This is a genomic window from Paenibacillus sp. 2003 (assembly GCF_031455635.1).
GTDB lineage: Bacteria > Bacillota > Bacilli > Paenibacillales > Paenibacillaceae > Paenibacillus > Paenibacillus amylolyticus_B.
The window spans coordinates 254232-266620 of sequence record NZ_JAVDTB010000001.1 but is presented as its reverse complement, the minus strand read 5'-3'; the positions used below and the strand labels follow the sequence as shown (position 1 = coordinate 266620).

Annotated in this window: 16 protein-coding genes; 2 read left to right on the top strand and 14 right to left on the bottom strand. The window is 44.9% G+C overall.

Going from position 1 to position 12389, the window contains the following annotated elements; genetic code table 11:
* The 4 genes from J2X75_RS01425 to J2X75_RS01410 all read right to left on the bottom strand — a co-directional run bounded on the left by J2X75_RS01425 (nucleotide 1) and on the right by J2X75_RS01410 (nucleotide 3374).
* Nucleotides 1–894 carry a 5'-3' exonuclease gene (locus J2X75_RS01425; protein ID WP_017689620.1) on the bottom strand — a complete coding sequence of 298 codons (894 nt, stop codon included), beginning with the start codon at nucleotides 892–894 and terminating at the stop codon, nucleotides 1–3.
* Nucleotides 895–1032: 138 nt separating this feature from the next.
* Nucleotides 1033–1398 carry an arsenate reductase family protein gene (locus J2X75_RS01420; RefSeq protein ID WP_017689621.1) on the bottom strand — a complete coding sequence of 122 codons (366 nt, stop codon included), beginning with the start codon at nucleotides 1396–1398 and terminating at the stop codon, nucleotides 1033–1035.
* A gap of 420 nt (nucleotides 1399–1818) precedes the next feature.
* A complete protein-coding gene (locus J2X75_RS01415) occupies nucleotides 1819–2802 on the bottom strand; it encodes an RluA family pseudouridine synthase (protein ID WP_310333878.1) in 984 nt (327 codons plus the stop codon).
* Nucleotides 2799–3374, bottom strand: a complete 576-nt coding sequence (locus J2X75_RS01410; RefSeq protein WP_036610088.1) for a cob(I)yrinic acid a,c-diamide adenosyltransferase — start codon at nucleotides 3372–3374, stop codon at nucleotides 2799–2801. The genes J2X75_RS01415 and J2X75_RS01410 overlap by 4 nt, the downstream gene beginning before the upstream one ends.
* Nucleotides 3375–3522: 148 nt before the next feature.
* Here J2X75_RS01410 and J2X75_RS01405 point away from each other — a divergent pair, with 148 nt between their 5' ends.
* Nucleotides 3523–4134, top strand: coding sequence for a DedA family protein (locus tag J2X75_RS01405; protein WP_310333877.1), 612 nt, complete (start codon nucleotides 3523–3525; stop codon nucleotides 4132–4134).
* Between the two features lie 85 nt (nucleotides 4135–4219).
* On the opposite strand, the gene J2X75_RS01400 is transcribed toward J2X75_RS01405, so the two are convergent.
* The 7 genes from J2X75_RS01400 to J2X75_RS01370 form a co-directional block, all read right to left on the bottom strand.
* Nucleotides 4220–4762, bottom strand: a complete 543-nt coding sequence (locus J2X75_RS01400) for a bifunctional adenosylcobinamide kinase/adenosylcobinamide-phosphate guanylyltransferase (protein WP_310333875.1) — start codon at nucleotides 4760–4762, stop codon at nucleotides 4220–4222.
* A gap of 37 nt (nucleotides 4763–4799) precedes the next feature.
* Complete coding sequence (locus J2X75_RS01395; protein ID WP_310333874.1) at nucleotides 4800–5351, bottom strand: hypothetical protein; 552 nt, start codon at nucleotides 5349–5351, stop codon at nucleotides 4800–4802.
* Between the two features lie 171 nt (nucleotides 5352–5522).
* On the bottom strand, nucleotides 5523–5744 hold the full coding sequence (locus tag J2X75_RS01390) for an aspartyl-phosphate phosphatase Spo0E family protein (RefSeq protein WP_176872852.1): 222 nt from the start codon (nucleotides 5742–5744) through the stop codon (nucleotides 5523–5525).
* A 188-nt stretch (nucleotides 5745–5932) separates the two neighbouring features.
* Entirely contained in the window at nucleotides 5933–7141 is a 1209-nt protein-coding gene (locus tag J2X75_RS01385; RefSeq protein WP_036610094.1) for an aminotransferase class I/II-fold pyridoxal phosphate-dependent enzyme, read from the bottom strand.
* Between the two features lie 13 nt (nucleotides 7142–7154).
* On the bottom strand, nucleotides 7155–7655 hold the full coding sequence (locus tag J2X75_RS01380; protein WP_024628343.1) for an Lrp/AsnC family transcriptional regulator: 501 nt from the start codon (nucleotides 7653–7655) through the stop codon (nucleotides 7155–7157).
* A 160-nt stretch (nucleotides 7656–7815) separates the two neighbouring features.
* Nucleotides 7816–8211, bottom strand: coding sequence for a spore coat protein (locus J2X75_RS01375; protein ID WP_310333869.1), 396 nt, complete (start codon nucleotides 8209–8211; stop codon nucleotides 7816–7818).
* Between the two features lie 45 nt (nucleotides 8212–8256).
* A complete protein-coding gene (locus J2X75_RS01370; protein WP_091032761.1) occupies nucleotides 8257–8490 on the bottom strand; it encodes a hypothetical protein in 234 nt (77 codons plus the stop codon).
* Between the two features lie 97 nt (nucleotides 8491–8587).
* Between J2X75_RS01370 and J2X75_RS01365 the strand changes: the two genes are divergently transcribed.
* On the top strand, nucleotides 8588–9808 hold the full coding sequence (locus tag J2X75_RS01365; protein WP_310333866.1) for an NAD(P)/FAD-dependent oxidoreductase: 1221 nt from the start codon (nucleotides 8588–8590) through the stop codon (nucleotides 9806–9808).
* Between the two features lie 94 nt (nucleotides 9809–9902).
* On the opposite strand, the gene J2X75_RS01360 is transcribed toward J2X75_RS01365, so the two are convergent.
* From J2X75_RS01360 to J2X75_RS01350, 3 genes are all read right to left on the bottom strand, one after another.
* Entirely contained in the window at nucleotides 9903–11117 is a 1215-nt protein-coding gene (locus J2X75_RS01360) for an MFS transporter (protein ID WP_310333864.1), read from the bottom strand.
* Between the two features lie 129 nt (nucleotides 11118–11246).
* Nucleotides 11247–11813 carry a hypothetical protein gene (locus J2X75_RS01355; RefSeq protein WP_310333862.1) on the bottom strand — a complete coding sequence of 189 codons (567 nt, stop codon included), beginning with the start codon at nucleotides 11811–11813 and terminating at the stop codon, nucleotides 11247–11249.
* 119 nt (nucleotides 11814–11932) lie between these two features.
* A complete protein-coding gene (locus J2X75_RS01350; RefSeq protein ID WP_100529513.1) occupies nucleotides 11933–12373 on the bottom strand; it encodes a DUF350 domain-containing protein in 441 nt (146 codons plus the stop codon).
* Nucleotides 12374–12389: the final 16 nt, after the last annotated feature.

The window sequence follows — 12389 nt, the reverse complement described above, 5'->3', positions numbered from 1 at the left end:
TCACCCTATTGCCACTCCCATCCAAGAGCCAAGGCTCTTCATCTCAAGTTGTTCAAACTTGTCCATCACCATATCCGGATCAAGACGCAATTCACAGATATCCAGCGCGCAGGCAACCGGAACAGCACAATGAATCTCTGCCAGTTTGCGGGACAGATGAAGCATGTCCAGATCATTCTCAATCTTGTTACGCACCGAAGGGGTCAGTTTATCCATGTTACTCAAAATCCCTTCAATGGAGCCGTATTCCTGTACAAGCTTCAACGCTGTTTTCTCACCAATTCCCCGTACTCCGGGATAATTGTCGCTGGCATCTCCCATCAGACCCTTCATGTCAATCACTTGACGAGGTGTCAGCTGTTTCTCTGCCATGAGCGTTTCAGGATTATACACCATGTAGTTGCCATGGCCTTTTTTCATAATAATGATACTTGTGCGGTCATTGATCAGTTGCAACATGTCGTGGTCCCCCGTCAGTACCATAACATTCATATCGGTCTCTTCGGTATAATACTTCGCTAGCGTCCCGATACAATCGTCGGCTTCGAATCCTTGTGCACCTATATTTGGAATACCCAGGCTATCCATCACTTCACGAATCAGGGCAAACTGGGGAATCAGGTCATCCGGAGCTTCGGCCCGGTTACCTTTGTAGGCTGCATATTCTTCACCGCGGAACGTCTTACCGCCCATATCCCAACAACATACGACATGACTTGGCCCAAAAGTCTGAACCGCATCCCAGAAATAACGGATAAATCCGTAGACTGCGTTGGTAGGCAATCCTGCCTTTGTACGTCTGATATATCCGCTTGCAGATGTCGCATAAAAAGCACGGAACAACACCGCCATACCGTCTACCAGCAACAAAGTAGGTTCATTACGTTGATTCACTTGAATTTGTTCTCTCCTATCCTGATCTAGCATATAAAATATCGAACTAATTCTATCATTATAGCATAGTTCCGCCAACCATCGATCAGCCAAAAAAGCCCTGAATTTTGAACAATTCAAGGCTGATATTCAGCGCGTTTATGCGTTATTCCATTCCTGCTCATACGTTTCTTCCTTGAATCCAACCGTTACCTTTTCTCCATCCGTAACGATCGGACGTTTGATCAGACGACCATTGGAAGCCAACAAACGAATCTGTTCATCAGCGGACATGCCCGGAAGCTTGTCCTTCAATTGTTGTTCTTTATACACTTCCCCGCTCGTATTAAAGAACTTTTTCACTTCCAGTCCACTCTTTTGGATGAGTTCTGTTAGTTCAGATTCTGATGGCGGTGAGTCAAAAATAGGGATTAACTCCAGCTCATGTCCTTGCGCTTCAAGCCATTTTACAGCTTTGCGGCATGTGCCGCATTTGGCATACTGATATACTTTTAAGTTACTCATGGTATGTGTTCCTCCTGTGGCTCCGGTGTGGCTCCGGTTTCGACTTCTCGCTTCCCTTGGTTTGCTTCGCAAATCCAAAAGTCGCTCCAAATCGATACCATCGCCATGTAATTTTACTGACTTTTGCGAATGAGATCAAAAAGACACATTCGCTATATTTTTTTGGGTCAAAATCTTACAGCTTTTATATCCTTAAAAGCTGTAAGATTTGAATTCTTGAGATATTTAACATGAAATTGGTAAACATCAATACATTAAACCATAAAGATTAGCCTACGGCATACTGTTCGGGTGCATGAAGCATCCCTCACAAACAAGATTTAAGCAAACAGCGTTGAACCTCAAGCAGAACGGGCCTTAAAGAAAGCTACGATACAGAGTGTGTATCTAAGTAAATCTAAAGACCTCTTCGCAGGCTTATTACAGTTCTTCTCTGGGAGCTGCCTCATCATTCAAACGCTTCTCCAGCGCGGCCATATCTGCTGGAAAAGGAGCCTGGAACGTTATGCGTTCCTGTAGAATTGGGTGTTCAAACGTCAATTCACAAGCGTGTAATGCCTGGCGTTCGATCCAGCTGTCCCGTACTTCCCGGACAGCCATGGTCTGCTCATCGATCTCGTGGACAGGTAGTGTCTTGTACATTCGATCACCGATTAATGGACAGCCGATGGACGTCATATGTACCCTGATCTGATGGGTTCTGCCACTTTCCAGCTTGAGACTTACTGCACTGGCGCTGCCCCCTGACCAACGTGTTACGGTCGTGTACAGCGTTCTTGCAGCGTAGCCATCAGGTGTAACGATTCGGCGGTGTGGCTCTTCAGGATCGCGGTCAATCGGTCCGTCCACCGCCCCTTGTTCCGGGACAGGGCTGCCGTGCACAAGTGCAATATATTTCTTATCCACTGTTCCTGCAATCATCTGTTCAGACACATGCTGATGCACATAAGGGTTCTTGGCTATGGCCAGCACACCTGACGTTTCCTGATCAAGTCGATGAATCGGTCTAAACCGAAAGCGCTCGCCTTTGGTTTTCCAGTAATGAACAACGCCATTTGCCAAAGTACCCGTATAATGTCCATGTGTCGGATGAACGATGATGCCCGCATCCTTGTTGACAATAAGCATGTGCTCATCTTCATACAGAACGGTAAAGGGGATAGGTTCAGGCAAAATATCATCTGATTCCTCTTGCTCCATCCGAACTTCAACGACATCACCCGCAGCTACCTTGACGCTAATATAAACGCGCTCTCCATTTAACATGACACCTTGTTCAGTCAGCTTGATTTTGGACAAAAGCTTACGCGACACCAGCAGTCGGCGCTGAAGCACGGTCTTCAGCAGCCAGCCATCTTCTTGTTCGGTCACCGTGTAGACAATCGGCGAATAATATTGGCTCATTCTTTGCGGCGGAAGACTTTTTTGCTCCGCACATATTCAATATCCGCCACCTGTTGTCTCGCGTTGGCCGTCCGTGCAACCACGAAGAAATAATCAGACAGTCGGTTTAGATACCTCCGTACAGACGGATTAATATCTGTGTGTTGTCCGAGTGTTACCGTGCGACGCTCTGCGCGACGACATACAGTACGGCACACATGAAGAGCAGAAGACAGCTGACTGCCACCTGGAATAATGAACCGTTCCACTTTTGGATTCTCTGCATCATACTGGTCGATCCATTGTTCCAGACGTGTGACCATTTCATCTCTCACCTTATATTTGGTTTCACTAATCTTCACGAAGGCCAGATCCGACCCGCAATCAAACAGTTCCTGCTGAACTTCCAGCAGATGTTCACGCAGATCTTCAAATTCCCCTTGAGCAGAGTCAATAAGGCTGATCGCCTGACCGACAAAACAGTTCAACTCATCAATCGTGCCATAAGCCTCAACTCGGTCATCATCCTTGATGACGCGTCCACCGATGACCGAAGTCTGTCCTTCGTCACCTGTTCGTGTATATATGCCCATCGTTATCCCTCCAATTGGTAATATAATAATGAATACGGGAATGCCATTTTTTCAGAAACCCCTCTATCGCTTCACACGTATATAAGAATTGGTGTGCTCTGCCGAGTATACGACAAATCGAAGGAAACCAAAAGTAAAGGAGACGATTATGCAAAACTGGATAACCGATTTCATGGAACAATACGGCTACATAGGCATTGCACTCATTATTGCTCTTGAGAACGTATTTCCCCCGATTCCATCCGAAATCATCTTGCCGTTTGGCGGTTTTATGACCACCTATACCAGTCTCACTCTTCCAGGAGTTATTATCGCCGCAACCATTGGCTCCGTCCTTGGTGCTGTTCTCCTGTATGGTATTGGACTACTCATTGACGTCGAACGTCTTGAGAAAATTGTGGAACGCTGGGGACATGTTCTGCGCATCAAAAAAGAGGATATTCACCGTGTCGATGCATGGTTTGACAAATATGGCATGTGGACCGTATTATTCTGCCGAATGGTTCCCCTCGTCCGTAGTCTTATCTCCATTCCCGCAGGCATGTCCAATATGAAATTTGGTTTATTCCTTCTCTTTACAACCATTGGTACATTGATCTGGAATGTCATTCTTGTCTGCGTTGGTGCTGCGCTTGGCGCATCATGGGAGAGCATTTTGCACTTTATGGACGTCTATTCCATTGTAGTGTACGTCATTCTGGCCATCATTGTCATCGGATGTATCATCTGGTGGATCAGACGTAACAAAAAGCAGAAATAAATAGAATAGATTAATAAATAAAGCCTCCCCGCCACCAATTCGTGGTTAAGGAGGCTTCTTTATGTCACCCGTTTATGTCATCTCGCTATCGTTCATCTTCATTTCGCATGCCCTGACTTTTAAGATCGATAGCCAGACCAGATACCAGCAAGTACATCTTTTCAGCATGTATCTGCAGCATCCGGTTAACCGAAGCCATTCTCGCTGTAAATATTCGTTCTTCCTCGGTAGGATGCAATGTGCCATGCATTTCATTGGTAATCACAAGCAACTTCCCCTGATAAGACAATAAAGCATCAAGCAAAAGCTGTGTCTCTGAACGCTGATGATCCAGATCCGCTGTTGCCCTGAACCCGGCAGCCATCCAGGAAGTCAGACTGTCTACAATTACAATACGCTGATCCGCCAAAAACAGATTGGATTCCCGATTAATCTGGGTGATCACCTCTGTCAGATGCTGACCGTTCCCGGCATGAATGGCACGATAATGAGCGGATGGCAATTCGGGAATAACGGGATCATGATCACCAGTGGATAAATATACACCCTCCCGGCTAATCCCGGCTGCGTACTTGAGGGCAAACCGGGTTTTACCACTACCTATGCCGCCTGTGACCGTAATCAGCAATCCGCTTCCCTCCTTCCATAGCCATTCTGAATTTTCTTTACTCTGTCAGCGCCTTCAGCACTTTCTTGGATTCTTCGACATTGGAAGATGACACTGGAATGGTGGCGAACAAATTGCTCGCAGCATATTCTACATCTTTAAACATTTTCATATCTTCAAGTGGGATGCCGTAAAGATGTGATTCTTGTTTGATATCTGAACCTTCATCTCCTTCACCCTTCTCTACCAATACTCCACCCTCAAATACACCCCGTTCAAACTTCTTGGGATCAAAAGTATCATCCAGCGGAACATTGGAGCCATTACTTCCGTATTGTTTCATGTCGGATTCAGGCAAAATGAAGATATCATGTCCTCCAGCCGCATATTCTACCATAATTTTCTGAACATCATACATTGCACTGGTAATCACTTCCACCTTGGGTTCCTCACCCAGTTTCTGTTGCAGATTGGCCTGTAACTGCTCTGAGATTACAGATGGATTTCCTTGGTTATCAATGATGAATATGGAAAAACCATCTTTACCTCCACAACCAGCAAGCAGAAAAACGATAGAAATGATTGCAGTAAGCCCCCAAAATCTCTTCATTCCAGTTCCCCCTTTAGTCTCCTACGTCCAATATATCACAATTGTTCCACGCAAAAAAATAACCTGTTTTATTGAGGGATTACCCTTGTTGCTTTACACAAAAAAAAAGAAGACCCTCTCAGGTCTCCCTTTCTAATTCAATTAATGAAACGTTTCAATCCAGCATAAACGTTATTTTCCTTTAATCGGGTTAGCCTTCATATATTCATTAATCTTTAAATCCAGCAAACTGCTGATTTCAATTACAATATCGGATGTGAATGATTTCTCTTCGAGGAAGATCTGTTCCATCTTGCGACGAAGCATATGAATTTCATCTTCCAAGGAAATGTCATGCAAAGATGCGTTATCGGGTTTCACCGACCATCGGTCGCCATGATCGCCTTCTGCCAGAACGTGCCCACGATTCGTCGGTAAATCATATTCAACACAAAACAAAGCTAACCCCTCCTTGGAAAAATGGTTTCCAAATTTATGAAAACTTATTTCAAATTGAAATTATATCACATTATTTTGTAAAAGAAAGTTATTTTTTTCCAATGATAACAATGTTACATTTGTAAAAAGATTCTACTTTAGTATTAACCCTCTTTTTGCAGTTTGTAAACAAAGTTTCCGATTCGTTCCAAAGCTTCATTTAATTGGGTTACAGAAGTAGCATAAGAACAACGCAAGAAGCCTTCACCCTGAGGTCCAAAAACATTGCCCGGAACAGCAGCCACTTTATTCTCCGTTAACAATCGCTCAGCAAACAGGTCGGAACTCATACCCGTCTTTTGAATGCTTGGGAATGCATAGAATGCTCCCTGAGGTTCATGACAGTCAAGTCCAATATCCCTGAATCCCTGCACAATTAAACGTCTACGCTGATTATACGATTCTACCATCCGATCCTTTTCACCCAAACCATTCGTCAACGCCTCAAGTGCAGCAACCTGACCCATGGCCGGCGCACACATTACCGTATACTGATGGATTTTGAGCATGGCTGCAATAAGCTCAGGATGACCACACATGTACCCAATCCGCCAACCTGTCATTGCAAAAGCCTTTGAAAATCCGCTTACGAGAATGGTCCGCTCCTTCATGTCAGGGATAGCTGCAAAGCTAACATGTTTTTGCGTATACGTCAATTCAGCGTAAATTTCATCAGCGATCACAATCAGATCATGCTTTTTAATCACTTCAGCAATAGGCAGCCACTCTTCATACGTCATGATGGCTCCAGTAGGATTACTCGGATAACACAGAATAACCACTTTCGACTTCGGAGTGATGCCAGCTTCAAGTGCTTCGGCCGTTAACTTGAACTGATCTTTCGCGTAGGTTTCAACACCAACCGGTATACCGCCACCGATTGAAGCGATTGGTGAATAAGCCACGTATGAAGGTTCAGGGATGAGAATCTCGTCGCCAGGTACAATTAATGCTCGCAAAGCCAGGTCAATCGCTTCACTGCCACCCACAGTAACAATAATCTCATCCTTGGGATCGTATTTGGTATCAAACTGCGTATCCAGATATTCACTGATGGCTTCTCTCAACTTCGGCATACCTGCGTTGGATGTGTAGCTGGTCATGCCTCTTTCCAGCGAGTATACACAAGCTTCACGCATATGCCAAGGGGTAACAAAATCAGGCTCACCCACACCCAATGTAATAATATCCTTGTTGTCTCCAACCAGATCAAAAAATTTACGAATTCCGGATGGAGGTATCTGCTGCACGAGGGGTGCCAGATAAGATGTCATTTTCTTGTTGTTCCCGGTTGTCTGTTCATTCACTATCATGACACATCTTCCTTTACGGCGAGATCATGAGACGGTTGTCTTCCTGATGGTCTTCAAAGATAATCCCGTCCTGCTTATATTTTTTAAGAATAAAATTCGTTTTGGTTGAAAGTACAGAGTCTATCGGAGACAGTTTCTCCGACACAAAATTAGCGACTTCACGCAGGTTGCCACCTTCCACTTCAACGAGCAGATCGTATGCACCGGACATGAGATATACGGACTTCACTTGCGGATAGAGATAGATGCGTTCGGCAATCCCTTCAAAACCACGACCACGCTCCGGCGTGATCTGCACCTCAATCAGGGCCGTTACTTTTTCATCATCTATTTTGCTCCAGTTCACGACGGTTGCGTATTTTACGATAACGTGGTCTTGTTCTAGCTGTGCCACGGCGTTCTTAATCTTGTCTTCCGACTCCCCCAGCAGCGTCGACAGCAGTGCGGGAGTCCTTCTCGCGTCTTCCTTTAGCAGATCCAGAACTTTTAATTGCAGATCGTTCAAATCTTTCATGGTTTTCCCTCCAGCATCATCCAGGTTCCTGAAAATGAATTAATACTTATATTACATGAATTTGACGTTGATGCATAGACAAAAGACCGCCTGCCCTGAATTCAGGCAAGCGGTGGTATGGTCCTGTAACGTTAGGTGCTTCAAACCTCTTTTGCAAAGGTTACATGTAATAAGGGTTACCGTAATTCGGTTGATGCTGAGACACATTAGGAGCTTGGCTATATGAACTGTTCTGCGTGTTCTTTTCTTGAATGAATTGCTGACACTTCTGTTGGGTCTGGTGTGCAGACTGGATTTGTTTGTCCACATCCTGACGAAGTGCTTTGGATGAAGCGGAATACATGTTGTTTTGTTGCATCAGGTTGAACAGTTCACCTTGCAGTCTTAATGTATCGTTCGTTAAATCATTGAACATTCTCCGGGTCGTGGGGCAGGAAGATTCAGTAGTTGCCGTTGTATATTCACGTGAAGTTCGTCTTAAATCTGCAAGAATCGACTTCAACAAATCTTGCTCCTGCATAAAATTCCCACCAGATGACAAAGATTGAGTGTACACTTATTTTCCTCCTATGCTTCGAAATAACTTGTCATGTTTTGAGCTTTACTGTGATTGCGCCGGTGCAAGAGATTGATGTTGCTGTAACGTATTGACAAGAGTGTTCAGATGCTGTTCATGTGAGCGAACATAATGATTCAGCGCCTGTTGAATTTGCGGATTATGTGTGATGGAGGCTGTAGCTGCACATTGTTTGATTAACATTTCCTCATTGGAAATTGAATCCGCAATATAGTTCAGTTCCTTGGGGCTCAGTGCTTGCATTTGTGAGTTTTGCATGTATGTCTGACCTCCTTAATCTAAAGTTATTGCGAATTTATTGTTACCCTAACCTGAAAAAGTATACTTCAACTACATTCAACAGAGGTGATCAATTATGGAACTTATTAACGGAGAAACATTTTGGCCAACTACCTTTGCTTCCCCTCCCCATTATCCTGTTTTACAAGAAAACCTGTCCTGTGATTGTCTAATCATCGGTGGTGGAATGGGAGGCGCGTTGTCTGCCAAGCTTTTGACGGATCAGGGAATTGACACCGTTGTTATTGACAAAAGAGATATCGGTTATGGCAGCAGCATGGCAAATACGGGCCTGCTCCAATATGCAAATGACAAAACGCTCACCTCTTGTATCCAGACATTTGGGGAAGAAACCGGTGTTCGATTCTACGAATTATGCCGGGATGCCATGCACCATCTTGAAAGAATTTCATCGAAGCTTGAGATTGATCCTTGGTTTGTGCCTCGCACAAGTCTGTATTGTGCAAGCCATGAGGAAGATGTAACGTTGCTGGAGGAAGAATATCGTAACCTGAAACATTATGGATTTGATGTGGAGCTGTGGGATCAGGAAAAAATAAGTGCACTGTTCCCGTTCAGCAAACTTGCTGCACTATACACAAGCGGGGATGCTGAGGTTAATCCATATCGTTTGGTTCACTCGCTATTCCACTCAGCCTCACGTCAAGGAGCAAGAGTCTATGCTCATAGTGAATTCACCCATTGTGATTATGATGAAAATGGTGTCCTATGTTACACACCTCATGGCACTGTACGTGCCAAACATGTTATTTTCTCAACAGGCTATGAAACACAAGAAATTAAAAAGGACAGAGGAGCATACCTTCAAAGCACATATGCTATCGCTACCAAGCCACTACAGGATCTGAGCAGCTGGCATAAACAATGCATGATATGGGAGACCGAACGACCTTATCTATATATGCGCACAACTCCAGACGGAAGAATTATTGCAGGTGGACTTGATGAGAATCGTCCTCGAGAAGAACAACGGGCTATCAAGGCGGTTCATAAAGGTGAGATTTTGCTTCAGAAGATTGCTGAGTATTTCCCATTACCAGATCTCGAAATCGATTACGCTTGGGAAGCTGTCTTTGGAAGCACCCATGATGGTCTTCCGTTAATCGGTCCACACCCAGACTATCCGAATTCGTACTTTGTTGAAGGGTATGGAGGCAACGGTACCGTATATAGTATGATTGCTGCCTCCCTGATTGTGGATGCCATTACGGGCAACCCAAACCCCGATATGGATCTGTTCTCACTCACACGTACAAGTAAACCATCTCCTGTATAACCAACAACTGAACCAATAAAACTACAAACAGGGTACAGCACACGGAAAGTTCTCTTTCCCGCCGCTGTACCCTGTTTGTATATTGGGAAACCTGCTAAGCCGAAGGCTCTTGCCCCTCCGTTTGGTTCAATAACTTGCGCATAAAGATCCATCCAATTAGCGGAGAAGCACCGAGGACAATAATAAGCCAGGTTAACATGCGTAGAGACGGAGCATTTAAGACAGTCACAATAAATATGACCAACCCACATAGTCTGCCAAGCATCAGGCATAACTCTCTCAAAACGACAAGTTCAACCCTTTTCTCCACATTTTCGCCACTTGTACCCATCATGTCGAATCCCGCTGATATCATAGGTAAAATATACAATGGCATCGCAACTGCACTTCCGATCCCCATGATTAACAGCGTAACATAGGTCACTTTCCACAGAAGAGGAATCAGCACAATCAGCAGAATCAGAGCTCCGATGAACATGCCTCTGGATCTATACTGTGGTTTAGACCATTTCCCTACTGCCCAATAACTTATTAATGCCACGGCAGAAGTGATGAGTGAGAACTGTCCCAACTTATACTCCTGTGCAGTGGCCACGTATACAAGCAGTGCAATCAGAAAGGCAAAAACACCTTCACGCGCACCCTGAGCGAATAAACCCAAGCCTAGGGTCCTCCAGGGACTATCCCGCTTGGATAGCTGAATCCAAGGCTCGGACCAGCGGTATGTTCCGCTTACCTTTCTCTTTTTGAGAAAAAAACTAAAGACTACCGCGATAACATAAATGACGAGTGATACCGTAAATATGAGTCGATACCCTGTATTGTCCGCCATTCGGGTAATAATCAGACCGGAGAACCATGGACCTATAATTCCTGTCATCGAGCCAAGTAATCCGACCCAGCCATTGAATAGATCTCTGTTTTTCCGATCCGTTATTTCAAAATACACAACATTAAATGCAATCCAGAATAGTCCCAGGGAACAACCCAGTAGTATACCCAGAGGCCATATCCAGTCTACAGCTTTGGAACCAGCCCAGAGGACTATCATATAAAATATGCCGGACAGCGCAGTACCTAATCGTAGTGCACTCATTTTATTATGTTCCTTGACCCATTTGCCAGCAAGCCAGAATGTCAGTCCAATGGCCAGTTGCTGGCTGAGAGTGAACCACCCCAACATGGCATAATCCGGACGGCTTTTCCACAGAAACACATTCAAAAAGGTTCCCGACAGCGCTCCGGCTAACGCAAACAATCCATTCACGCCCAAAAGCAGAATGGATTGTCGGCCTAAAGTAATCTTCATCTGCTCCTCCTTCATCCACCTGAAGTGAACTGTGCACAGGTAGGTCTTAGGGTTAACGTGCCCCAAGCAAGAGGAAAACATGATGAATCTTCAGGATTGTTATACAATTGGTTAGAATCTCCGAAATGTTTATTCCTGCGTACTCAGGTTCTTGATCAGACGCAGACGATCTTCCTCAGACAGACTGTATTGAACTTGGAAACATCCGGAGCATACATAGGTCAATACTTTAAACGGTGGTGACAGTAGTGATCCTTCGCCTGAAGCTGCGTTAGCTACTGGCATGAAGTTATCCTGCGTTGCAGCTTGCGTACCTGCGAGAATCATGAATTCCCGGCAATTCGGGCACTCCGGCACTTCTTCCTGATGATCAAGTTGCTTCTGGACACCTTGTTCATACTGAATGAGGTCATTACCTTCATCCGCATATTTGGTCAACGTTCGCAACTCCGGCAATTTGAGTTCAACTTCATCCCCCCACAGATCTGAAAGATCCGTAGTCTGCTCCTCATCCTTTACATCATCCACATCATAGATGTCGTCCTCAGCTTCATCGTTCTCTTCGTCACCGATGTTAATGTTGAGCGTTCGATATCCCTTTAATTCATTGTGGCAGTATGGACACTCTTCTTCAGGACCAAGTTCCTCATCCCATACAATTTCCGTGTGACACCAAGGGCATATTGTTGTTTCCATATTGAATCAACCTCTCTCTTCAAATCATCATGTATTCATTACATAGATCACACCGATGGCAAAAAACACGATCGATGCCGCAAACAGAATCCGTATCAATATCTTCATGACCGGTCCCCCTAGATAATGCTCGCGCCAATAACAAATGACAGCGAGACTGAAATAATCATGGATATCAATCCAACAGCTCGGTTATCCGCTTCGATCTCCTTATCAATGGAGAACACGGGTGTCAGGAATTCGAACAAAAAATAGGCAATGAGCAGAAGGATAAACCCTACAAATGACCACGTCATGGCTTCATACACCGAAGATTTCGCTTGTATGCAGAACCGCAATACGTTGCAGATCCCGAAGATCTTGCCTCCTGTAGCCATCGCAACGGCCACATTGCCCTTCTTGATCTCCGTCCAGCATTTATACTTGGTCACCAGTTCGAAGCAAGCCAGAAATACAAGCAGCTCCATAATCGCTACCGAGAAAAAACCGAGTACCATCCCCAAGGGATGAGACAGCAATTGGTCAATGCTTTCTATCACGCACCGTTCCCCTCTCCCCATCTGCGACCTTCATGAA

Excerpts from the sequence above, each read along its gene's own strand:
- J2X75_RS01355 (WP_310333862.1), bottom strand. The coding sequence starts at position 11,813 with ATGGAAACAACAATATGCCCTTGGTGTCACACGGAAATTGTATGGGAT.
- J2X75_RS01415 (WP_310333878.1), bottom strand. The coding sequence starts at position 2,802 with ATGAGCCAATATTATTCGCCGATTGTCTACACGGTGACCGAACAAGAA.
- J2X75_RS01380 (WP_024628343.1), bottom strand. The coding sequence starts at position 7,655 with ATGAAAGATTTGAACGATCTGCAATTAAAAGTTCTGGATCTGCTAAAG.
- J2X75_RS01410 (WP_036610088.1), bottom strand. The coding sequence starts at position 3,374 with ATGGGCATATATACACGAACAGGTGACGAAGGACAGACTTCGGTCATC.
- J2X75_RS01370 (WP_091032761.1), bottom strand. The coding sequence starts at position 8,490 with ATGCAAAACTCACAAATGCAAGCACTGAGCCCCAAGGAACTGAACTAT.
- J2X75_RS01385 (WP_036610094.1), bottom strand. The coding sequence starts at position 7,141 with ATGATAGTGAATGAACAGACAACCGGGAACAACAAGAAAATGACATCT.
- J2X75_RS01395 (WP_310333874.1), bottom strand. The coding sequence starts at position 5,351 with ATGAAGAGATTTTGGGGGCTTACTGCAATCATTTCTATCGTTTTTCTG.
- J2X75_RS01360 (WP_310333864.1), bottom strand. The coding sequence starts at position 11,117 with ATGAAGATTACTTTAGGCCGACAATCCATTCTGCTTTTGGGCGTGAAT.
- J2X75_RS01365 (WP_310333866.1), top strand. The coding sequence starts at position 8,588 with ATGGAACTTATTAACGGAGAAACATTTTGGCCAACTACCTTTGCTTCC.
- J2X75_RS01405 (WP_310333877.1), top strand. The coding sequence starts at position 3,523 with ATGCAAAACTGGATAACCGATTTCATGGAACAATACGGCTACATAGGC.
- J2X75_RS01350 (WP_100529513.1), bottom strand. The coding sequence starts at position 12,373 with ATGGGGAGAGGGGAACGGTGCGTGATAGAAAGCATTGACCAATTGCTG.
- J2X75_RS01420 (WP_017689621.1), bottom strand. The coding sequence starts at position 1,398 with ATGAGTAACTTAAAAGTATATCAGTATGCCAAATGCGGCACATGCCGC.